The sequence below is a fragment of the Rhizobium sp. S163 genome, from assembly GCF_030380805.1.
Classification (GTDB): domain Bacteria; phylum Pseudomonadota; class Alphaproteobacteria; order Rhizobiales; family Rhizobiaceae; genus Rhizobium.
Map to the genome: position 1 here is coordinate 91309 of NZ_JAUDSA010000003.1, position 20023 is coordinate 111331.

Annotated in this window: 16 protein-coding genes and 1 other annotated feature; of the genes, 7 read left to right on the forward strand and 9 right to left on the reverse strand. The window is 61.5% G+C overall.

Features of this window, described 5'->3' with window-relative positions; translation table 11 throughout:
* Positions 1-65 precede the first annotated feature (65 nt).
* From QTL96_RS00570 to uvrB, 6 genes are all read right to left on the reverse strand, one after another.
* Entirely contained in the window at positions 66-533 is a 468-nt protein-coding gene (locus QTL96_RS00570) for a hypothetical protein (protein WP_289726304.1), read from the reverse strand.
* 729 nt (positions 534-1262) lie between these two features.
* Complete coding sequence (locus QTL96_RS00575; RefSeq protein WP_289726305.1) at positions 1263-2456, reverse strand: hypothetical protein; 1194 nt, start codon at positions 2454-2456, stop codon at positions 1263-1265.
* Positions 2453-2977 (reverse strand): hypothetical protein, encoded by a 525-nt coding sequence (locus tag QTL96_RS00580; protein WP_209190320.1) that lies wholly within the window; start codon positions 2975-2977, stop codon positions 2453-2455. Before QTL96_RS00580 ends, QTL96_RS00575 begins: the two co-directional genes overlap by 4 nt.
* Before the next feature lie 43 nt (positions 2978-3020).
* A complete protein-coding gene (locus QTL96_RS31235; RefSeq protein WP_354669113.1) occupies positions 3021-3314 on the reverse strand; it encodes a type II toxin-antitoxin system RelE/ParE family toxin in 294 nt (97 codons plus the stop codon).
* The gene (locus tag QTL96_RS00590) at positions 3197-3442 is read right to left on the reverse strand and encodes a CopG family ribbon-helix-helix protein (protein ID WP_289726306.1); all 246 of its coding nucleotides are present in this window, start codon (positions 3440-3442) and stop codon (positions 3197-3199) included. Before QTL96_RS00590 ends, QTL96_RS31235 begins: the two co-directional genes overlap by 118 nt.
* A gap of 235 nt (positions 3443-3677) precedes the next feature.
* Positions 3678-6587 (reverse strand): excinuclease ABC subunit UvrB, encoded by a 2910-nt coding sequence (gene uvrB, locus QTL96_RS00595; RefSeq protein ID WP_289726307.1) that lies wholly within the window; start codon positions 6585-6587, stop codon positions 3678-3680.
* Positions 6588-6744: 157 nt separating this feature from the next.
* Positions 6745-6800, forward strand: a sequence feature (sul1 is cis-regulatory element that is thought to sense ions involved in sulfur or methionine metabolism; They are found in Alphaproteobacteria).
* 71 nt (positions 6801-6871) lie between these two features.
* Here uvrB and QTL96_RS00600 point away from each other — a divergent pair.
* Together QTL96_RS00600 and QTL96_RS00605 are read left to right on the forward strand one after the other, a co-directional pair.
* A complete protein-coding gene (locus QTL96_RS00600; protein ID WP_289726308.1) occupies positions 6872-8338 on the forward strand; it encodes a SulP family inorganic anion transporter in 1467 nt (488 codons plus the stop codon).
* Positions 8339-8640: 302 nt separating this feature from the next.
* Positions 8641-9417, forward strand: a complete 777-nt coding sequence (locus tag QTL96_RS00605) for an alpha/beta hydrolase (RefSeq protein WP_289726309.1) — start codon at positions 8641-8643, stop codon at positions 9415-9417.
* A gap of 29 nt (positions 9418-9446) precedes the next feature.
* Here QTL96_RS00605 and QTL96_RS00610 read toward each other — a convergent pair whose 3' ends face one another.
* The gene (locus tag QTL96_RS00610) at positions 9447-10760 is read right to left on the reverse strand and encodes a tlde1 domain-containing protein (protein ID WP_289726310.1); all 1314 of its coding nucleotides are present in this window, start codon (positions 10758-10760) and stop codon (positions 9447-9449) included.
* 347 nt (positions 10761-11107) lie between these two features.
* Between QTL96_RS00610 and QTL96_RS00615 the strand changes: the two genes are divergently transcribed.
* Positions 11108-12127 carry a class I SAM-dependent methyltransferase gene (locus QTL96_RS00615; protein WP_289726311.1) on the forward strand — a complete coding sequence of 340 codons (1020 nt, stop codon included), beginning with the start codon at positions 11108-11110 and terminating at the stop codon, positions 12125-12127.
* Positions 12128-12165: 38 nt separating this feature from the next.
* Here the strand turns inward: QTL96_RS00615 and phaC are convergent, their stop codons facing one another.
* A complete protein-coding gene (gene phaC / locus QTL96_RS00620) occupies positions 12166-14004 on the reverse strand; it encodes a class I poly(R)-hydroxyalkanoic acid synthase (RefSeq protein ID WP_289726312.1) in 1839 nt (612 codons plus the stop codon).
* A gap of 152 nt (positions 14005-14156) precedes the next feature.
* On the opposite strand from phaC, the gene QTL96_RS00625 reads away from it, so the two are divergent.
* The 4 genes from QTL96_RS00625 (at position 14157) to recJ (ending at position 19503) form a co-directional block, all read left to right on the forward strand.
* A complete protein-coding gene (locus QTL96_RS00625) occupies positions 14157-14573 on the forward strand; it encodes a hypothetical protein (RefSeq protein ID WP_047512040.1) in 417 nt (138 codons plus the stop codon).
* Between the two features lie 226 nt (positions 14574-14799).
* Complete coding sequence (locus QTL96_RS00630; RefSeq protein WP_018900041.1) at positions 14800-16020, forward strand: LL-diaminopimelate aminotransferase; 1221 nt, start codon at positions 14800-14802, stop codon at positions 16018-16020.
* 65 nt (positions 16021-16085) lie between these two features.
* Positions 16086-17408 carry a homoserine dehydrogenase gene (locus QTL96_RS00635; protein WP_289726313.1) on the forward strand — a complete coding sequence of 441 codons (1323 nt, stop codon included), beginning with the start codon at positions 16086-16088 and terminating at the stop codon, positions 17406-17408.
* Positions 17409-17700: 292 nt separating this feature from the next.
* Entirely contained in the window at positions 17701-19503 is a 1803-nt protein-coding gene (gene recJ, locus QTL96_RS00640; RefSeq protein ID WP_289726314.1) for a single-stranded-DNA-specific exonuclease RecJ, read from the forward strand.
* A gap of 10 nt (positions 19504-19513) precedes the next feature.
* Here the strand turns inward: recJ and QTL96_RS00645 are convergent, their stop codons facing one another.
* Positions 19514-19981: an Lrp/AsnC family transcriptional regulator gene (locus QTL96_RS00645; protein ID WP_018900038.1), complete on the reverse strand. Its 468-nt coding sequence runs from the start codon at positions 19979-19981 to the stop codon at positions 19514-19516.
* Positions 19982-20023 lie beyond the last annotated feature (42 nt).

Here is a 20023-nt window from a genome sequence, read left to right on the forward strand (position 1 = left end):
AACGCGATGTCGGCGGGCAGGGCGGGGCGCTGGGGGCGCCGGGGGCGGTGGCGATCGCGATCGCATCAGGGTGTGGCCTGCGCTTCCTCCTGCGGGTGCTCGAAGACCGGTGGCGCTTTCTCGGCGATAAGGGCAAGTGTCTCATCAAGGCAGGCGAGCGCCCGGGCGTCGCCGGCAAGGCAATCACGGACGACCGACACCGTATGGCCGCGCAGGTCCGGCGGGAGGTCAAGGAGCCGGAACATCGCGCCGTGCTCTCCATCGCGAGCATCGGCGCAGGCCATCCCGGCCCAGCCGAGATAGTCGGTGAAGCAGGGTGTGTATTCCGAGGGCAGCGTATGGACGCAGGCGAGCTTGCTTCCCTTGACGGCGATGCGCTGGCAGGCGCGAGCGCGGCGGCAGCGGTTGATCGGGCAGGTTAAGACCGGCATGGACAGCATCTCCGATGTCCTCGCCGCCAGCGCAACGATCAACTCGAGACCGAGGCGGTCCTTAAGGTCCTTGCCGGGATTTTCATGAGCGTGCTGCGGCATTGCGGTCCTCTTCGGCTCCGGCGCGGCGATGCCGTCACGCGGCTGGTTTCACCCGTGGTTTGCTGGTTCAGGCTTCACTCGGACGGGGCGCTGGAAATCACCTCGATAGAGTAAAAAATATGGTGCCTTCCAGCACCCCGTTCGGCGGTTTATGAACGCAACTCCGGTCTCTCTGCCTTTCCGCCCAACTTCGCGGCGGAACCATGTGTGCCTCACAGGCACGTCCGGGCTCAACTCAGGCCCGTCTTGCGACGGAACCCGCCGTCACCGGAGGGAGACCATTTTCTGCAAACCCCGGATGAGAGAGCTTGCGTCCTCCTCAAACACCCAGCGCCGACCCCACCTCGCCGGCACGCCTGCCGGTGTATCCGTGGTGGGGTGAGGGGATGATGGCATGGGTGGGGAGGGTGGGGAAAATTCGATAACAGAAACTGGAGCAAACGATATCGACCGTTTGCTCCGATTTCGATGCCACGTCGAAGGCAAGACAAGTAAACCAATTGCCGGATTCGGCTATCAGTCAAACCCTTGCAACTATCTTTTTCCGCTGAACAGCGTCGGTTGAGTTGGGTCTTTTTCGCGGTAATTAGCCGCCGCAACGTTCTTGATGATATTCTGTGTCCATGTATCTATCTTCGATTGCATCAACTCGTAGGCCGAAACTATGTCTCCAGTTCCGGTCCGCCCCTTTTTTTCATAACGAGCAAATTCCTCTCCGTCGACGCTGAGCTATATTCTCGACAAGGACAGTTCGATGATAAATACAACCGCTAGATGGTGGTCGGATTTGGTGCCATCGCGAACCCATATACACTTTGGATTTAGTTGGTCAGGATCGAGGTCAATCCCGATCTCTTCCTTGACTTCGCGATATACGCATTGCTTCAGGACGTCGAGTTTACTACCAGAACCCAACAGATTGGCGTCCTCTTCTCTTACATGACCACCGAAATAGCAAAGCGTCTTACCCTTCTCGGGTGACGATGAGGAAGTAGCCCGCACAGCCTTGGTCCCCACCAGAAACTCATCTTTTCCTTTTTCTTTGATAACGGCAATTGGGATAAGCTGCAGAAGTGTTTTATCTTCCTCAACCTCGTTTCTATCGTTGAAACTAAGGTTTTTTTCGACGTAATCCGATATCTCGCTGTAATCGAAGATCGTCGGCAAGTGAGAAATTTCAGACTTTGGTATGTATCCTATCTTTTCATCAGCGAGGTTTTTCAACAGGTTTAATGTTGTCTTTGTTATGTTATAGCTTACCGCATTCTGATCTTGATCGTCTGTGTTGTACTCGGTAATATTTCTGAAATATGAAGTGTACTTCAATTTGGTTTTCTTGATTGACTCAAGGTAAGAACTCAAAACTTCGCTTCGCATGATACTTCCCTCCTTTCGAGTCAAAAGGTTTTTGTATTCCCGTTCGCTAGAAGTATTTGGAGAGGCCTCAAATATTAGCACGAGATCGATGCACATACGAAATCGATTTGACGTGAAAAAGCTCGTGAATCGCTCAAAGTCATCATTGCGAAGCAACTTTTCTTCGCGCTGCCACTCAAACCAGCAGAGTGCATCGAAGAATCCACGGTCTAAGATTATGACGTCGAGTTTCTTAGCGGAATTTGCCAACGTTTCTGAAAGCTGGTTTAGAGCCGCGCATGCTGTCCACACGTTGAAAATCGGATCAAATTTATTAGGTATGGGGCAAACACTTGCCCTCTCAGTAAGTATTTTTGTCCGGAAGTTGTTTCTCCGCAAAAATATATCTAGCGATCCAATGCAAGTTGATTTTCCTGCTTTTGGCGATCCTGCAAATTCTATTACGATAGGTCTTCTTGGACGAGACCTACGCTTTATTTCGAGAACAGTTGCAGCCAGCTTTTCAAGCTCTACTATCCTTTTGTCGATCTCAGCCTTCGATTTCATTTGTCGTCAGTCTTCCCAACAAGGTCGTTAATTGATTTTTCTTCGAATTGCTCCAGTAAGCGCCCCGCAGAGAATCCTGCGAAGAAGCCTATCGGAATGACGATAAAGATGAACTCTTTGGGGGTGTCTCCACCGCTTGTAGACGCATGAACTGATGCGCGCCAAAGGGCATAAACAACCATGGAAAAAACCGCGCCAAATATTGGTCTCAAAACAAAAAAGAAAAAAGTGCCTACCCTTGCCGGGGATATTTTGTTGTCCGCTATGAATTCATAAGAGCTGTTTATCGAGGCCTTATAGAGCTTTCGGCTATAAAAAATCGTAGATCCGGAAATAGATGCCGCTATAACAGAAATTATTGCGTCAAATTGCCCAATATTGTTCAGCGCTGCGGCGCTTATTATTTGCTCTATCAAAAAGACAAGAGACAAAATCAATAAAATTAAATAGTAAGCAAATAGTACGAGTACGTCTCCAACATGTAGAGACATAAGTGATAAGTCGTGTTTCGATTTGTCCATGCGAATCCCCCAGATGCTATCTAGGGTATTTTGATTGCATGCCTCATGCAACCCAATGCGTCGCGACTGTTTCAAGAGAAGTTTGAGCAAGCAGGAGATCGATAGCGGCGGCAAGTCGGGCGATGACGCGTTGCGCGGCAGTGGGGTTATCCTGCCCGATCCATTCACCGATATGCCTTAGATTGCCGAGCGCGCGCCTCGTGTAACGGATTGGCGGCATCAGGCGCCGCGCGTTTTTACGCCATACTTGGCGAAAACCGCGTTCACCTCGTCTTCGCTCGCAAATTCTCCCCGGTCGGCTTCCGCTAGACCGGCCTCGATTTCGGCCAAATGCCATTCCTCGCGGGCGAGAAAATCCTCGATTGCATCGGCGGCGACGCTGTCCGCCGGCTTCGACAGCTTGTCGGCCAGGCGGTCGAGGCGGGCGGCGGTCTCTTCGGGGAGATGGACGGTAATCGTGTTCATTGAAAACCTCCGGTTCAGGCGATTATGGAAGTTGGCATATCGCGTCAACCGGATGCGCCTACGGCGCCTGTGCGGAGGCTTCACTGAATGCCCTCATCCCTGTGCTCGTCACAGGGATCCAGCGCGATCAAGTCCTTGATCGCAATAGATTCTCTTCGCCGCGCGGACGCGCGGCGGCTGGATTCCTGTGACGAGCACAGGAATGAGGGAGGTGCAGGGGCTGCGGCCCGCCCACCTACCGCCCCGGCCGCCCCGTCTTGCCCTTCGTCCGCTTCTGCCTCTTCACATCGCCCGCATCCTCATAGCTGCCGACACCAGTCTTGCCGCGCACCAGGGGGCGTGGGTCGTCGCGGTCGGGTTGGCCTTCGAGGAGGGGGGAGAAGCGCTTGGTGCTCTTGGCGGCGTCGGGCTTGTCCGGGAGCTTGCCGGATACGGGCTTTTCCGTGCGGCCGACGGTCATTTCGTCGAGGTCGTTCCTGCGGAAGGTGCGGGACGGGATGGCGGTGTCGGTGCCTGGGCCCATGTCGTCGAGGGTGGGTTTCTGGAAGAGGGAGGTTGAGGGCGTGGCCCCCTCATCCGCCCTGCCGGGCACCTTCTCCCCGCTGGGGAGAAGGGACTCGCGGGTCGCCTTGGCGTTCCGCTTGATGCCTTCCATGGCCTTGGACTCCTCGCGCGCCATCGGATCGTCCATGACGGCGAGTTCGGCGGCCTTGAGGCGTTTGATTTCGTCGCGCAGGCGCGCGGCTTTTTCGAAGTCGAGGTCGGCGGCGGCGTCGCGCATCTGTTTTTCGAGCGCGTTGAGGTGGGTCTGCAGGTTGCCGCCCACGAGGTTGCCGCCGTCGGCAAAGCCCTTGCCTGACACACCGGAGATGTCGGCGCGGACGTGGTCGCGCTCGTAGACGCTGTCGAGGATGTCGGAGATCTTCGCCTTCACCGATTCCGGTGTGATGCCGTGTTCGGTGTTGTAAGCCACCTGTTTTTCGCGGCGGCGGGCGGTCTCGTCCATGGCGCGCTGCATCGAGCCGGTAATGTTGTCGGCATAGAGGATGACCTTGCCGTCGACGTTACGCGCCGCGCGGCCGATGGTCTGTACCAGCGAGGTCTCTGAGCGCAGAAAGCCTTCCTTGTCGGCGTCGAGAATGGCGACGAAGCCGCATTCGGGAATGTCGAGGCCTTCGCGCAGAAGGTTGATGCCGACGAGCACGTCGAAAGCACCCAGACGAAGATCGCGGATGATCTCGATACGCTCCAGCGTGTCGATGTCCGAGTGCATGTAGCGGACGCGCACGCCCTGTTCATGCAGATATTCGGTGAGGTCCTCGGCCATGCGCTTGGTGAGCACGGTGCAGAGCGTGCGGTAACCCTTGGCGGCGGTCTCGCGGATTTCGCCGAGCACGTCGTCGACCTGGCTGCGGGCGGAGCGGACCTCGACCGGCGGGTCGATCAGGCCGGTCGGGCGAATGACCTGCTCGGCGAAGACGCCGCCGGACTGGTCGAGTTCCCAGCCGCCCGGGGTGGCCGAGACGGCGACGGTGTCGGGGCGCATCGCGTCCCATTCCTCGAAGCGCAGCGGCCGGTTGTCCATGCAGGACGGCAGGCGGAAGCCGTATTCGGCGAGCGTCGCCTTTCGGCGGAAGTCGCCCCGGTACATGCCGCCGATCTGCGGAATGGTGACGTGGCTTTCGTCGATGAAGAGCAGGGCGTTGTCGGGGATATATTCGAACAGGGTCGGCGGCGGCTCGCCGGGGCTGCGGCCGGTGAGATAGCGCGAATAGTTCTCGATGCCGGCGCAGGAGCCGGTGGCCTCCAGCATCTCGACATCGTAGCGGGTGCGCTGTTCCAGGCGCTGGGCTTCCAAGAGGCGGCCGGCCTTTTCGAGCTCGGCGAGGCGCAGGCGCAGCTCTTCCTTGATGGACTTGATGGCGCCGTTCAGCGTCGGGCGCGGGGTGACATAGTGGCTGTTGGCGTAGATCTTCACGCTCTTCAGGTCGCCGGTCTTCTGGCCGGTGAGCGGGTCGAACTCGGTGATGGCGTCGATCTCGTCGCCGAACATGGAGATGCGCCAGGCCGCGTCTTCCAAGTGGGCGGGAAAGATTTCAATGGTATCACCGCGAACGCGAAAAGAGCCGCGGACGAAGTTAATGTCCTGGCGCTTGTATTGCTGCGCCACGAGGTCGGCCAGCAGCTGGCGTTGGTCAAGGCGGTCGCCGACCTCCATCTGGAAGGTCATGGCGGTGTAGGTCTCGACCGAGCCGATACCGTAGATGCAGGAGACCGAGGCGACGATGATGCAATCGTCGCGCTCGAGCAGCGAGCGGGTGGCGGAGTGGCGCATGCGGTCGATCTGCTCGTTGATCGAACTTTCCTTCTCGATGAAGGTATCCGAGCGCGGCACATAGGCTTCCGGCTGGTAGTAGTCGTAGTAGGAGACGAAATATTCCACCGCGTTGTCGGGGAAGAAGTTCTTGAATTCGCTGTAGAGCTGGGCGGCCAGCGTCTTGTTCGGTGCCAGGATGACGGCCGGGCGCTGCGTGGCCTCGATCACCTTGGCCATGGTGAAGGTCTTGCCGGAGCCGGTGACGCCGAGCAGCACCTGGCTGCGGTCTCCATTGTCGAGGCCCTCGACGAGATCCTTGATCGCCGTCGGCTGGTCACCAGCTGGTGAATATTCGGAATTCATGCGGATCTCGATGCCGCCTTCGGATTTCGGCGGCCGGGCCGGGCGATGCGGCGTCCACATCTTGCCGTCCTTGAACAGCGGATTGCCGCTCTCGATCAGCGCCGAAAGCGCCTCCACCGTGGCGGTCACCGCCGTGCCGGCCTTCAGCGCGGCGGCGTCTTCAAGCGAGACGTCGAGGCCGGAAACCGGGTTGAGGCCGGCGGCGGCGCGCGTCTTCGGATCGGTCGAGCCGCCCATCGACGTGCCACGCGCGGATTTGGACGCCGCGATCTCCACCTTCTTGCGGTGCTTGCCGGCCTTGGACGCGATCTGGCGCTGCGTCTCGACACCGGATGCCTCCGCATCGGCCTCCAGCTGCTTCACCCAATCGGCGACGGAACCCTCTAGGGGCGCGCCTTCGAATGCGGATTGGGGAGCTTCCTCGAAACCATCGGGGGCGGGGGACTTTTTCGGAGATTTGGCCATGGCCGGAATATGGAGAGAGTCAGCGCGAAATGGAAGAGGCAAAGAGTACAAAAGGGAAACGGATTTTAGCGCTTTCGACGCTGGATGTCTGTGGTCATCAAATGGCTTGGCGATATTGCATCGCGGCAAAAAGGCGAGCTATAAAGAATGCACTCACCACGGACCCGGTGAAACTCCGGGTGGCTCTTCTGGCCGCCGATCCGCCAGACAACGCAAAACCTGCACGCCATATTTCGACCGCCCGTCAGGGCGCGTTGGGCCACGCTTTGCGAGATATCACCAACATGCACGTATCCTCCTTCCGCCGGGATTGGTTTTCCAATCCGACCCGCGAAATGCTTGCCGGCGCCGTCGCCACCTTCGCGCTGATCCCCGAGGTCATCGCCTTCTCCTTCGTCGCCGGCGTCGATCCGCAGGTCGGCCTCTTCGCCTCCTTCGTCATCGGCATCGTCATCGCCTTCACCGGCGGCCGCCCGGCGATGATCTCGGCCGCCGCCGGCTCCGTGGCGCTGGTCGCAGCCCCGCTGGTGCATGCCCACGGGCTGCCCTATCTCTTCGCCGCCGGCCTGCTTGCGGGCGTCATCCAGGTCGTGTTCGGCCTGCTGCGCCTCGGCGTGCTCATGCGCTTCGTGTCGAAATCGGTGCGCACCGGTTTCGTCAACGCGTTGGCGATCCTGATCTTCGGCGCCCAGCTGCCGCATATCATCGGCGGTGACTGGATCGCCTATGCCATGCTGGCCGCCGGCCTCGCGGTGATCTACATCGCGCCGCGCATCACCACCGCCATCCCGTCGCCGCTGATCTGCATCCTGCTGCTCACCCTTGCCTCCGTCGGCCTGCATCTGCCGGTGCTGACCGTCGCCGATCTCGGCAAGCTGCCGGATTCGCTGCCGATCTTCGCCTTGCCGCAGGTGCCGCTGAACCTGGAGACGCTTGAGATCATCGCCGGTCCGGCGCTGGCCATCGCCATGGTCGGCCTGCTGGAATCGATGATGACGGCGAGCGTCGTCGACGATCTCACCGACACGACGAGCGACAAGAACCGCGAATGCGCCGGCCTCGGCATCGCCAACGCCGCCGCCAGCCTGTTCGGCGGCATCGCCGGCTGCGGCATGATCGGCCAGACGGTCAGCAACGTGAAGTACGGCGGCCGCGGCCGTCTCTCGACGCTGTTCGCCGGCGCGCTGCTGTTGATCCTCATGGTGCTCCTGAAGCCATGGGTCTCGCAGGTGCCCGTTGCGGCCTTGGTCGCGATCATGGTCATGGTGTCGATCGACACCTTCGACTGGTCGTCGGTCAAGACCATGGTGGTGCATCCGAAGACCTCGAGCATCGTCATGCTGGCGACCGTCGTCGTCACCGTCTTCACCGCCAACCTGGCGCTCGGCGTCACCGTCGGCGTGCTGCTAAGCGGCGTTTTCTTCACCTTCAAGGTCGCCAAGCTGCTGTCGGTCCGCAAGGACACGGACGAGGCCGGCGAGCGCATCGCCTGCCATGTCACCGGCCAGGTCTTCTTCGCCTCCGCCGATGTCTTCATCGACGCCTTCGATATCGCCGATGCCGAGGGCATGGCGGTGACGATCGATCTCACCCATGCGCACTTCTGGGACATCACCGCCGTGGCGGCGCTGGACCGCGTGGTGCAGCGCTTCAAGGCGCACGGCGTTGCCGTCGAGGTGAACGGCCTCAACGAGGCGAGCGCGACGCTGATCGGCCGGCTGGACAATGCGCCGAGCCTGAAGGAAATCTGATCGTCTAAAGTCGTCCTGCCGCGAACCCGACCTGTAACAAAACCGCCGACGCCGGCGTATACGGGTCGCGTCAGGACAATCAGGCATAAACGGCATGCCTGAACGAGGGGCATCCTCACCTGCGCCAGCCGGCGATCGTGTCTTGGCTGCAGGTCTTGGCCAAGGCACGGCGACACTATCAATGGTGTCGCGACGGTGTCCGGAAGAGAACCGGCAGGCCGATCCAGATCGAACGGTGCCGATCATGCGCGGGGTCACAGCCTGCCGCGGGGTCGGATGGATCAAAGCCGAAGGTAAAGACCATGATGATCAACAGACGGACTTTCTCGACAGCGCTTCTCGCCGGTGCTGCCGCTTCCCTCATTTCCACACGCGGCATGGCCGCGATGGCGCAGCCCGCCAAGGCGCGCAATGTCGTTCTGGCCCACGGGCTGTTCGCCGACGGTTCCTGCTGGACGGAGGTGATCGGGCGCCTGCAGGCAGCCGGCTTCAACGCCACCGCCGTGCAGAACCCGCTGACCACACTGCCGGAGGCCGTCGCCTCGGTCCAGAAGGTGCTGGATCGCCAGGATGGCCCGACCGTCCTCGTCGGCCACTCCTTCTCCGGCATGCTGGTCACCGAGGCTGGCGTGCATCCCAGGGTGTCGGCGCTCGTCTATGTCGCCGCCCGCGCGCCCGATGCGGGCGAGGACTATACGGCGCTGGCAAAGACCTACCCGACGCCGCCTGCCTCCGCCGGGATCGTCTTCGATGGTGATGAAGGACGTCTGAGTGAGGAGGCATTCCTGCGCGATTTCGCCGGCGATCTGCCGGAGGCGAAGGCCAAGGTGCTCTACGCCGTGCAGCAGCCGTTCCACAAGGCGCTGCTGACCGGCAAGACCACCCAGGCGGCATGGCGCTCGAAGCCGAGCTGGTATGCGGTGTCTACGGAGGATCGGACCATCAACCCGGATCTGGAACGCTTCATGGCCAAACGCATGGGCGCCAAGACCATCGAGCTCAAGTCCAGCCACCTGTCGCTGATCTCGCATCCCGACGAGATCACCCAGATGATCATCGAGGCCGCCGGCGGCCGCTGAGGTGAAGTGAAGCCAGTGACGTCGCGGTCTTAGGACCGCGACGAGAACAGCGAGGCGAAGGTGGAGCGCGGCTTGTCAGGCATGCTTTCGACGACGACGAGCTGGCGGATGTCGCCGCGCTTGAAGGCGGCGAGGAAGCGCTTGTAGTCCTTGAAGGAGACGCAGCCGTTGGAGTCGCCGCGCGCGCCGAGCATGTAGGTGTGGGCGAGCAGGCCGACGCGGTTGTAGATGTTGCCGGCGCCGCCGAGCGGGTTGAGGCGGATTGCCTCGACGCCGTGGAACAGGCTTTCGCGCATGGTCAGCTGGTAGGTGTGCGGCGGGGTCGGGCCGCGCATTTTCTCGCGAACATATTTCGGATTGTCGCGCATCTTGCCGAGGCCGGAATGGGCTTCGAGGCGTTCGCCGTTCGGCAGGTAGACCATGCTTGCGGAGATGTCATAGACGGCAACGCCGGCGCGCGCGGCAGGGCTTGCCTGGCGCTTCGGCACAACAGGGATTTCGCCTTCGTCATCACCGATATCAGGCCGTGCATAGGCGAGCACCGGTTCGGCAGGGCGGTTGGCGCGGTCGTTTGCCGGCGCGCGCTTGCTCATGCCGTCGGGACGGGCCATCGGCAGCGGTACGGAATTGTTGTCGTTGAGAACGAGGCCGAAGGCGTTGCCGGCGTCGTCGCCCTTGCTGGCATCGCTTTCGACATCGACGCTCGCCACTTCGACAGCCGCAGGCTTCGCGGGAATGGAAGCAGGCGCGTTGACGGCTACGCGGGCCGGCTGCTCATCCGAAGCGGCCTTCGGCATGGCGGCAAGCGCGAGAAGGGCAGGGCCTTCGAGTGCCGCGATCTCAGCCTTGGACGGAATGACGATGCGATCGGACGAGCTGGCGCCGGCGACCTGAGTTGCCGCAGCAACGGCGTCGTCCTTGACCTTCGAAGGCTGTGCTGCGGCAACGACGGTGCGTGCGGGCAGGGCGTCAGCGATGACAGGGCCGGAGGTGCCGACGAAGGCGGCTCTCAGAACGTCAGGCGTCAGCAGCCGATCGCGCTTCGACGACTGGTTTTCCGCCGTCAGCGGCTGCAGGCGCGAGAACTTGCTGACATGAATGTTGCGCTCTTTGGGAGCGGCCGCGGCGGTGTGCTGCACGAGCGCGATATCGCCGATAGCGTTCTTGTAGGGTGCGGGAGCGACGGCGTGCATCGTCGCGATCGACGTCACGACCCATGCCGAGGCAGCAAAACTAGCACCGATGAGACCCGCCCCGGACATGAGGCGGAATGAGCGACTGAAACGAGAAATGGACGTACCTACTGGCCTGGTATTGGCAAACACATCGACCGCAAACGCCATAACACTCGTCTTTCACAACTCGTTACTAAGGCCGGCGGTACAGATAGATGGATACTTCTTCGCCGGGGCCGGTAATGGAGCAACAGGGCCAAAATGCGGCCTGTGCGTGATTTCCGGTTGGCTCAGATGATGCCGAATTATGGTAACCAAACCCTTTACGGCGGCGTCGTCTGTTTCGAAATTCGTCACCTTGTCCGCTAACCATATTGATCTTGATTTTTTCTAATGTGTCGCGGCGCCCGTCCGGCAATGTGACCTATGTCGCCGTTTTGACATAAATATTAGCGGGAAAAGATATTGCGGATGTGCTATGAAAAGGCATCGAAGGCTTTCGAGGGGAAACGCCAATGTCTTCGGCACAAACCGCTTCCGTTAACGAGATTTCGCCGGCCTTGCTTGTCGATGCGATGTTCGCCGTCCGCAAGACGGCCGCCATCAAAGCGGCGATCGAGCTCGACCTTTTCACCGTCATCGGAACGGGCCAGACAGCCAAGGCGGCGGCATCCGAGATGCGATGCGCCGAGCGCGGCGTCCGCATTTTATGCGACTATCTCGTCGTTGCCGGTTTCCTCAACAAGAGCGGGGACGTCTACGCGCTGACACCCTCGAGCGCCGTGTTCCTCGATCGCCATTCGCCCGCCTATATGGGCTCGGCGATCGATTTTATCGCGGCACCGCAGATGCTCTCGCTCTTTCTGAACGACCCCGCCGCCTGCGTGCGCAATGGCGGCGCCGAAGGGCTGGCGAACCTTTCGGCGGATAATCCCGTCTGGGTGCGCTTTGCCCGCGCCATGGGTGCCTTTACCGGCGGGGCGGGCAGGACGCTCGCCGCCGATGTCGCGGCATGGCCGCAGCCACCGTCAAAGGTGCTCGATATCGCAGCCGGCCCCGGCTATTTCGGCATCGAGCTCGCCAGGGCCATTCCGCAAGCGCGGATCGTCGCGCTCGACTGGAAGCCGGTGCTGGAACTGACGCGGGAGAATGCGACGGCATCAGGCGTGGCCGATCGTTTCAGCTTCATCGCCGGCAGCGCCTTCGATGTCGACTGGGGCAGCGACTACGATCTCATCATGCTGCCGAACTTCCTGCATCACTTCGATATCGCCGGCTGCGCGGAACTGCTGAAGAAGGCACGCCCAAGCTTGAGCGCCAATGGCAAGCTGATCGCCGTCGAGTTCGTCCCCAACGAGGACCGCGTCTCCCCCGACTTTCCCGCCGCCTTCGCCTTCGAGATGCTGGCGACGACACCGAAAGGCGACGCCTACACGGCGTCCAACCTGCGCGAGATGGCATCGATGGCAGGCTTTCGCGACATATCAATCAGCCCGCTGCCGCCATCGCCGGCGAGTGTGATTGTGTTTGAGTAGATTGACGTCACCGATCGGTGATGGCGCATAAGCGCCGCTCAAGCCTTCTCCAGCACGTAGCTGCCCGGCGCTTCCTCGAGCGCATTGAGCGCGTCGCCGCCCGGCTTACGTGCCGCTACTCGCTTGCCGTCCTTGGCCTCGATCCAGGCCTGCCAGTGCGGCCACCAGGAGCCGGCCGCTTCCTCGGCGTCGATGAGCCAGTCTTCGTATTCGCCCTTGGCTGGACCGCCGGTCCAGTATTGGTATTTCTTCTTGTCCGGCGGATTGACCACGCCGGCGATGTGGCCGGAGCCGGCCAGCACGAAATCGACCTTGCCGCCGAAGAACTGGCTGCCGAGGAACACCGATTTCGCCGGCGCGATGTGGTCCTCGCGGGTGGCGAGATTGTAGATTGGGATTTTGACGCTCTTCAGCGACACGGCCTGGCCGTCCAGCACCATCTCGCCCCTGGTCAGCGCGTTCTTCAGATAGCAGTTGCGCAGGTAGAAGGCGTGATTGGCCGCCGCCATTCGCGTCGAATCGGCGTTCCAGAACAGGAGGTCGAAGGCCATCGGCTCCTGGCCCTTGAGGTAATTATTGACGAAGTAGGGCCAGATGAGCTCGGAGGCGCGCAGCATGTTGAAAGCGGTCGCCATCTTCGAGCCGTCGAGATAGCCGGTCACGTTCATATAGTTCTCAAGCCGCGTCAGCTGTTCCTCGTCGACGAACACCTTGAGGTCGCCGGCATGGGTGAAATCGACCTGGGTGGTGAACAGCGTCGCGGAGCGGATGCGCTTGTTCTTTTCCTTAGCGTGCAGCGCCAGCGTCGCGGCGAGCAGCGTGCCGCCGACGCAATAGCCGATGGCGTTGACGTCCTTCTCGCCGGTCGCCTTCTCGATGGTCTCGAGCGCGAAATCGATCCCTTCGCGCGCATAGGCCGCCCAGTCCTTGGCCGCATGGCGCGCATCCGGATTGACCCAGGAGATGACGAACACCGTCTGCCCTTGGTCGACGCACCACTTGATGAAGCTCTTCTGCGGATTGAGGTCGAGGATGTAGAACTTGTTGATCCAGGGCGGGCAGATGAGGAGAGGGCGCTTCAGCACCGTCTCGGTTGTCGGCTCGTACTGGATGATCTGGCAGATCTCGTTCTGGGCGATCACCTTGCCCGGCGTCAGCGCCATGTCGCGGCCGACGGCGAACTTGGTCATGTCGGTCTGTCTGAGCTTCAGGTCGCCATGGCCGGCCACGATGTCTTCGGCCAGCATCTTCATGCCCCGCACCAGGTTTTCCCCGCTGCTCGCGATCGTCTCGCGATAGAGCTGCGGATTGGTGGCGACGAAATTGGTCGGCGAGATCGCCGCCGTGATCTGCCTGACGTAGAAATTGGCCTTCTGCCGCGTGTGCTCGTCCAGCCCCTCGGTCTCGGTGACGAGCTTTTCCGCCCAGTCCGCGGTAATGAAATAGGCCTGCTTCAGGAATTCGAAGAAAGGGTTCTTCTCCCAGTCCTGGTCGGCGAAGCGCTTGTCCTTGCGATCGGGCTCCGGCTCGAGCGATTCGCCCTGCATGCGCTGCATCGAGCGCATCCATACGCCGAAAAAGCTGGTCATCAGCTTGGTCTGCGCGTCGAAGGCGCGGCGCGGGTCGGAAATCCAGTATTCGCTGACCTTGGAGAGCGTCTTGACCATGTCGGTGACGGGGTCGGCGGTGTTTTCGCGAATCTCGCCGCTTTCGCGCGGGCCAAGCCAGGCGGATGCCGCTTTGCCCAGGTTTTCCAGGGCGCGGGCGAAGTTCAGCGCCATCGTTTCCGGGTCCTTCAGCATGTAAGGATCGAAATCCTTTGCCTCGAAGCCCGGGCCTTGGCCCTTATCGCTCTTGTCCTGGTTGCTGTCGGTCACGCGGTTCCTCCGGCGGCAGCATCTCTATCCAAATCAAGTTGTATCCGCTCGGATCAAGAAAACAAGTTCCGCAGACATGCCTTCATGCTATTGCTTTGTGCAGGCTGCGAATTTAACAAGTCGAAGCAGCTTAAGGATTTGGAACCTCTGGCATGACCAACACAGGCATTCGTACCATCGCAAACGTCACCCGCATCGCCCTCATCGGCGCCGCCGCGGCCATGGCGCTTGCCGGATGCATGCGAACGCCCGAGGAGAAGGCCGCGTTTGCCGCAAAGCAGGCGGCCCCGACGGCAGTGGTCATGAACGCCACCAAGGGCGAAGCGCCGACCGAAAGCGGTCTGTCGCACTATCGCGATGGCTATCCGGGCTTCGGCGCGCCGCTGACCGCCGCCAACGTTCAGATGAACGACGAGGAAGCCTCCGGCCTGCAGCAGAAGCTGACGGCGCTGAGCAACCGGCGCAAGGCGGGCACCATCTCGGAAGCCGAATACCAGCGCCGCGTTGCGGAATACCGCAAGCTCGCCGAAGACCACGGCCCGGAAACGCTGTCCGAAATCACCAAATAAGGCCTTGCCTTCTCTGGCGTTTGCAAGCAAAGCCTTCCGTCAGGTGCGGAAGATGAAATTTTCCTGATAAAGCGTCAGCCCCGAGGCGGTCCGTCAAAGAATCGCCGTGCGCTGGACGTCTGATGAATACGGCCTTGGCGATTCTGAAGTTCGTGTCGCAAGCAGCCGGAAGTTAGGACGAACTTCGATTTGCGGTCATGGTGGCCGCGTTTCCGTGGGGAAAGAGATGGAAGAGTTTCACAAAGTCCGGCGTTTGCCGCCTTATGTTTTCGAACAGGTCAACCGTTTGAAAGCAAGCGCGCGAGCGGGCGGAGCCGATATCATCGATCTCGGCATGGGAAACCCTGACCTGCCGACCCCCAAGGCGATCGTCGACAAGCTCTGCGAAGTGGTCCAGGACCCGCGCACGCATCGCTATTCCTCGTCCAAGGGCATTCCCGGCCTGCGCCGCGCCCAGGCCGCCTATTACGCCCGCCGCTTCGGCGTGAAGCTCAACCCGGATACGCAGGTGGTCGCGACCCTCGGCTCCAAGGAAGGCTTCGCCAACATGGCGCAGGCAATCACCGCGCCCGGCGACGTCATCCTCTGCCCGAACCCGACCTATCCTATCCACGCCTTCGGCTTCCTGATGGCGGGCGGCGTGATCCGCTCTCTGCCGGTCGAGCCGGATGACAGCTTCTTCCCGCCGCTGGAACGCGCCGTGAAGCACTCGATCCCGAAGCCGCTGGCGCTGATCGTCAACTATCCGTCGAACCCGACGGCCTATGTCGCGACGCTCGATTTCTACAAGGACGTCATCGCGTTTGCGAAGAAGCACGACATCATCGTGCTCTCCGACCTTGCCTATTCGGAAATCTACTTCGACGACAACAACCCGCCGCCATCCGTACTGCAGGTGCCCGGCGCCATGGACGTCTGCGTCGAGTTCACCTCGATGTCGAAGACCTTCTCCATGCCCGGCTGGCGCATGGGCTTTGCCGTCGGCAACGAGCGCCTGATCGCGGCGCTGACGCGCGTGAAATCCTACCTCGACTACGGCGCCTTCACGCCGATCCAGGTCGCCGCAACGCACGCGCTGAATGGCGACGGCTCGGATATCGCCGAGGTCCGCGGCGTCTACAAGCGCCGCCGCGACGTCATGGTCGACAGCTTCGGCAAGGCCGGCTTCGAAGTGCCGCCTCCGGCAGCCACCATGTTCGCCTGGGCGAAGATCCCGGAAAAGTTCCGCCACCTCGGTTCGCTTGAGTTCTCCAAGCTCCTCGTCGAGAAGGCTGACGTTGCCGTGGCGCCGGGTATCGGCTTCGGTGAAATGGGCGACGATTACGTTCGTCTGGCGCTCGTCGAAAACGAGCACCGCATCCGTCAGGCGGCGCGCAACATTAAGAAGTTCATGTCCACCGCCGATGAGACGATGCACAACGTCGTCTCGTTGAACGCTCACCGCTGATACAATCAGTTCTTTCGGCAGCCGCTCCGGCGGCTGCCATTCATGACATATTTCAGGATCGATCCATGGCAGATGCCCTTAAAATCGGCGTTGCGGGCTTGGGTACCGTTGGTGCCTCTCTCGTTCGTATCATTCAGCAGCGCAGCGACGTGCTTGCCGCGACGTGCGGCCGGCCGATCCTGATTACCGGCGTTTCCGCCCGCGACAAGACCAAGGACCGCGGCATCGACGTCGGCGGCATCGAGTGGTTCGATACGCCCGAGGAACTGGCGACCAAGGGTGACATCGACGTCTTCGTCGAACTCGTCGGCGGCGCCGAGGGGCCTGCCAACATCGCCGTCCACGCTGCGCTCAATCGTGGTCTCCATGTGGTGACCGCCAACAAGGCGCTGCTCGCCTATCACGGCGTCGAGCTTGCCAGGATCGCCGAAGAGAAGGGCGCGCTGCTCAACTTCGAAGCGGCCGTCGCCGGCGGCATCCCGGTCATCAAGGCGCTGCGTGAATCGCTGACCGGCAACACGATCTCGCGCGTCTACGGCATCATGAACGGCACCTGCAACTACATCCTGACCAAGATGGAGAAGGAAGGCCTGTCGTTCGCCGATTGCCTGAAGGAAGCCCAGCGCCTCGGCTACGCCGAAGCCGATCCGGCCTTCGACATCGAGGGCAACGACACCGCCCACAAGCTCTCCATCCTGACGACGCTCGCCTTCGGCAACCAGATCGCCGTCGACGACATCTATCTCGAGGGCATCACCAACATCTCGATCGACGACATCCATGCGGCCGCCGATCTCGGCTACCGCATCAAGTTGCTCGGCGTTGCCCAGCGCACCGATACCGGCATCGAGCAGCGCGTGCACCCGACCATGGTGCCCGTCGACAGCGTCATCGCCCAGGTGGATGGCGTCACCAATGCGGTTGCGATCGAATCCGACATTCTCGGCGAACTGCTGATGGTCGGCCCCGGCGCCGGCGGCAATGCCACGGCCTCGTCGGTGCTCGGCGACATCGCCGACATCGCCAAGAGCCGCCCGGGCGCCCAGCAGGTTCCGGTGCTCGGCCATCCGGCCAAGTCGCTCGAGCCCTATCGCAAGGCGCAGATCCAGAGCCACGAGGGCGGATATTTCATCCGCCTGACGGTTCTCGACCGCACCGGCGTCTTCGCTAGCGTCGCCACCCGCATGGCCGAGAACCACATCTCGCTCGAATCCATCGTGCAGCGCTCCAAGCAGCACCTTTCGCCATCGCATCACCAGACGATCATCCTCGTCACCCATGCGACCACCGAGGATTCGGTGCGCAAGGCCGTCGAGGCGATCAAGACCGAGGGCTATCTGGTCGGCGAACCGCAGGTGATCCGCATCGAGCGTCCGAAGGAAGACTGAGGTCTATCTTACCGACTGGGCGCGCGGTTTCTCCTTCTCACCTCATTCCTGTGCTTGTCACAGGAATCCAGCAGGCCCAAGTCCTTGGGCCAGAAAGAGTCTTTTCACGGCGCAGACGCGCCGTGGCTGGATTCCCGCCACAAGGGCGAGAATGAGGGTTGAGAGTGGGTCACCGTGCGGTGATCTATCCTGTGGGAAGCGGAACACCGATCGGCTCGCCACCTTTCGTTTGCGCTTCAGGATCGTTAGAACCATCTAACGACGGCAAACACGAAGACACTCGGACGACACAATGGATATCCCGGCCGATCCGGTACAGCGCGCCTTTCTGGGTGTCGAGAAATCCGTTCTCGACAATCGCTGGATCTCGCGGCTGGACCAGGCCGGGCAGAACCGGGCGCTCGCCATGTCGCAGATGCACGGCCTGCCGGATCTGATCGCCCGCGTGCTTGCCGGCCGCGGCGTCACCGTCGACGAGGCGGTCGAATTCCTCGACCCGACGCTGCGCTCGCTGATGCCCGATCCCTACAAGCTGACCGATTGCGAGAAGGCCGCCAAGCGCATCGTCGATGCCATCAACACGCGCCAGCAGGTGGCGATCTTCGGCGATTACGACGTCGACGGCGCATCCTCCTCGGCGCTGATGTACCGCTTCCTCAGCCATTTCGGCGTGACATCCGAAATCTACATCCCCGACCGCGTCTTCGAAGGCTATGGCCCGAACCCCGCTGCCATGGATCAGCTGATCGACAACGGCGCCCGCCTGATCGTCACCGTTGACTGCGGCTCCACCAGCCACGAGGCATTGGCGGCGGCCGCCAAGCGTCATGTCGACGTCGTCGTCATCGATCACCACCAGGTGACACATGACCTGCCGCAGTGCCATGCGCTCGTCAATCCGAACCGCGAGGACGATCTGTCGGGGCAGGGGCATCTCTGCGCCGCCGGCGTCGTCTTCCTCGTGCTGGTCGCCACACTGAGGCTGCTGCGCGAGGCCGGCCATCCGAAGGCGCGCAGCATCGACCTCCTGCAATGGCTCGACATCGTGGCGCTGGCCACCGTCTGCGACGTCGTTCCGCTGAAGGGCCTGAACCGCGCCTATGTCGTCAAGGGCCTGATCGCCGCCCGCCACCAGGGCAATGCCGGTCTCTCGGCGCTGTTTCGCAAGGCGGGCTTGGCCGGGCCGGTGACGCCCTATCACTTCGGCTTCCTCATCGGCCCCCGCATCAACGCCGGCGGCCGCATCAGCGATGCGGCACTCGGTAGCCGGCTATTGACACTCGACGATACCGGCGAAGCCGAGGCCATCGCCGAGCGCCTGGACGAGCTCAACCGCGACCGCCAGGTGATGGAAGCCAACATGCTGCAGGAGGCCGAAGCCGAGGCCTACGCCGAATATGGCGATGGCAGCGGCGCCTCCGTCATCGTTACCGCGCATGAAAAATGGCACCCCGGCATCGTCGGCCTGATCGCGGCGCGACTGAAGGAAAAGTTCAAGCGCCCGGCCTTCGCCATCGCCTTCGACCCCAATGGCAAAGGCACCGGCTCCGGCCGCTCCATCAACGGCTTCGACATGGGCAAGATGGTCCGCGCGGCGGTCGACGAAGGGCTGCTGGTCAAGGGTGGCGGCCATGCTATGGCGGCTGGCCTCACCGTCGAACGCGACAAGCTCGGCCGGCTGCGTGGCTTCTTCTCGGAACGCGCCGAAAAGACCGTGGCAGCGCTGGTGGCCAACGAGACGCTGAAGATCGACGGCGCGATCGGCGCCAGCGGCGCGACGATCGATCTGATCGATCGCCTGGAAACGGCGGGCCCTTACGGCTCTGGCCATTCGCAGCCGATCTTCGCCATCCCCGCCCATCGCGTTCGCGATTCGAGGATCGTCGGAGAGAAGCATGTGAAGGTGACGCTGGAAGCCATGGACGGCGCCCGCCTCGACGGCATCGCCTTCCGCGCCGCCGATACGCAGCTCGGAAACCTGCTCCTGAACTCGCGCGGCGCCAACCTTCATGTGGCGGGCTCGCTCGGCGACAATCACTATCAGGGCTCGCGCCGCGTCCAGCTGCGAGTGATGGATGGCGCCATCGCGCGCTGAGCCATTCCCGTCAGAGCGGCACCGTCAGCGTCGATTTGACGTTGTCCATGGCGATGAAGGTCTTGAATTTCTTAACGTTGCCGCTGTCGAAGAACAGCCGCCGCGTCAGCCGCTCATAATGAGCCATGTCGGGCACGAGCACGACCAGCACGAAATCCGCCTCGCCGGTCACGTAGTAGCACTGCTGCACTTCGGGCGCCTCGGCGAAGCTCTGCTTTAGCGCATCGATCAGATCGGCCCGCTCATTGTCAACTTCCACCTCGACGAAGATGGTGATCGGCTGGCCGACCTTCGCGGGATCGAGCAGGGCCGAATTCTGCCGGATGACGCCGCTCTGCTCCATCCGCTTGATGCGCCGCTGCACCGCCGGCGCTGACAGGTTGACCGCCTCGCCGATTACCCGCTGCGGCGTCGTGTTGTCCTCTTGCAGGATCTTCAGAATGGCGATGTCGAATTGGTCGAGACCATCGGCGGACATGGTGGCTCCACGAAACAAACTTGCAAAACAAGGGCCGTTTTG

Excerpts from the sequence above, each read along its gene's own strand:
- recJ (WP_289726314.1), top strand. The coding sequence starts at position 17,701 with ATGGATATCCCGGCCGATCCGGTACAGCGCGCCTTTCTGGGTGTCGAG.
- QTL96_RS00570 (WP_289726304.1), bottom strand. The coding sequence starts at position 533 with ATGCCGCAGCACGCTCATGAAAATCCCGGCAAGGACCTTAAGGACCGC.
- uvrB (WP_289726307.1), bottom strand. The coding sequence starts at position 6,587 with ATGGCCAAATCTCCGAAAAAGTCCCCCGCCCCCGATGGTTTCGAGGAA.
- QTL96_RS00645 (WP_018900038.1), bottom strand. The coding sequence starts at position 19,981 with ATGTCCGCCGATGGTCTCGACCAATTCGACATCGCCATTCTGAAGATC.
- QTL96_RS00580 (WP_209190320.1), bottom strand. The coding sequence starts at position 2,977 with ATGGACAAATCGAAACACGACTTATCACTTATGTCTCTACATGTTGGA.
- QTL96_RS31235 (WP_354669113.1), bottom strand. The coding sequence starts at position 3,314 with ATGGCATTTGGCCGAAATCGAGGCCGGTCTAGCGGAAGCCGACCGGGG.
- QTL96_RS00630 (WP_018900041.1), top strand. The coding sequence starts at position 14,800 with ATGGAAGAGTTTCACAAAGTCCGGCGTTTGCCGCCTTATGTTTTCGAA.
- QTL96_RS00625 (WP_047512040.1), top strand. The coding sequence starts at position 14,157 with ATGACCAACACAGGCATTCGTACCATCGCAAACGTCACCCGCATCGCC.
- QTL96_RS00600 (WP_289726308.1), top strand. The coding sequence starts at position 6,872 with ATGCACGTATCCTCCTTCCGCCGGGATTGGTTTTCCAATCCGACCCGC.
- QTL96_RS00615 (WP_289726311.1), top strand. The coding sequence starts at position 11,108 with ATGTCTTCGGCACAAACCGCTTCCGTTAACGAGATTTCGCCGGCCTTG.
- QTL96_RS00635 (WP_289726313.1), top strand. The coding sequence starts at position 16,086 with ATGGCAGATGCCCTTAAAATCGGCGTTGCGGGCTTGGGTACCGTTGGT.
- QTL96_RS00590 (WP_289726306.1), bottom strand. The coding sequence starts at position 3,442 with ATGAACACGATTACCGTCCATCTCCCCGAAGAGACCGCCGCCCGCCTC.
- QTL96_RS00605 (WP_289726309.1), top strand. The coding sequence starts at position 8,641 with ATGATGATCAACAGACGGACTTTCTCGACAGCGCTTCTCGCCGGTGCT.
- QTL96_RS00575 (WP_289726305.1), bottom strand. The coding sequence starts at position 2,456 with ATGAAATCGAAGGCTGAGATCGACAAAAGGATAGTAGAGCTTGAAAAG.
- QTL96_RS00610 (WP_289726310.1), bottom strand. The coding sequence starts at position 10,760 with ATGGCGTTTGCGGTCGATGTGTTTGCCAATACCAGGCCAGTAGGTACG.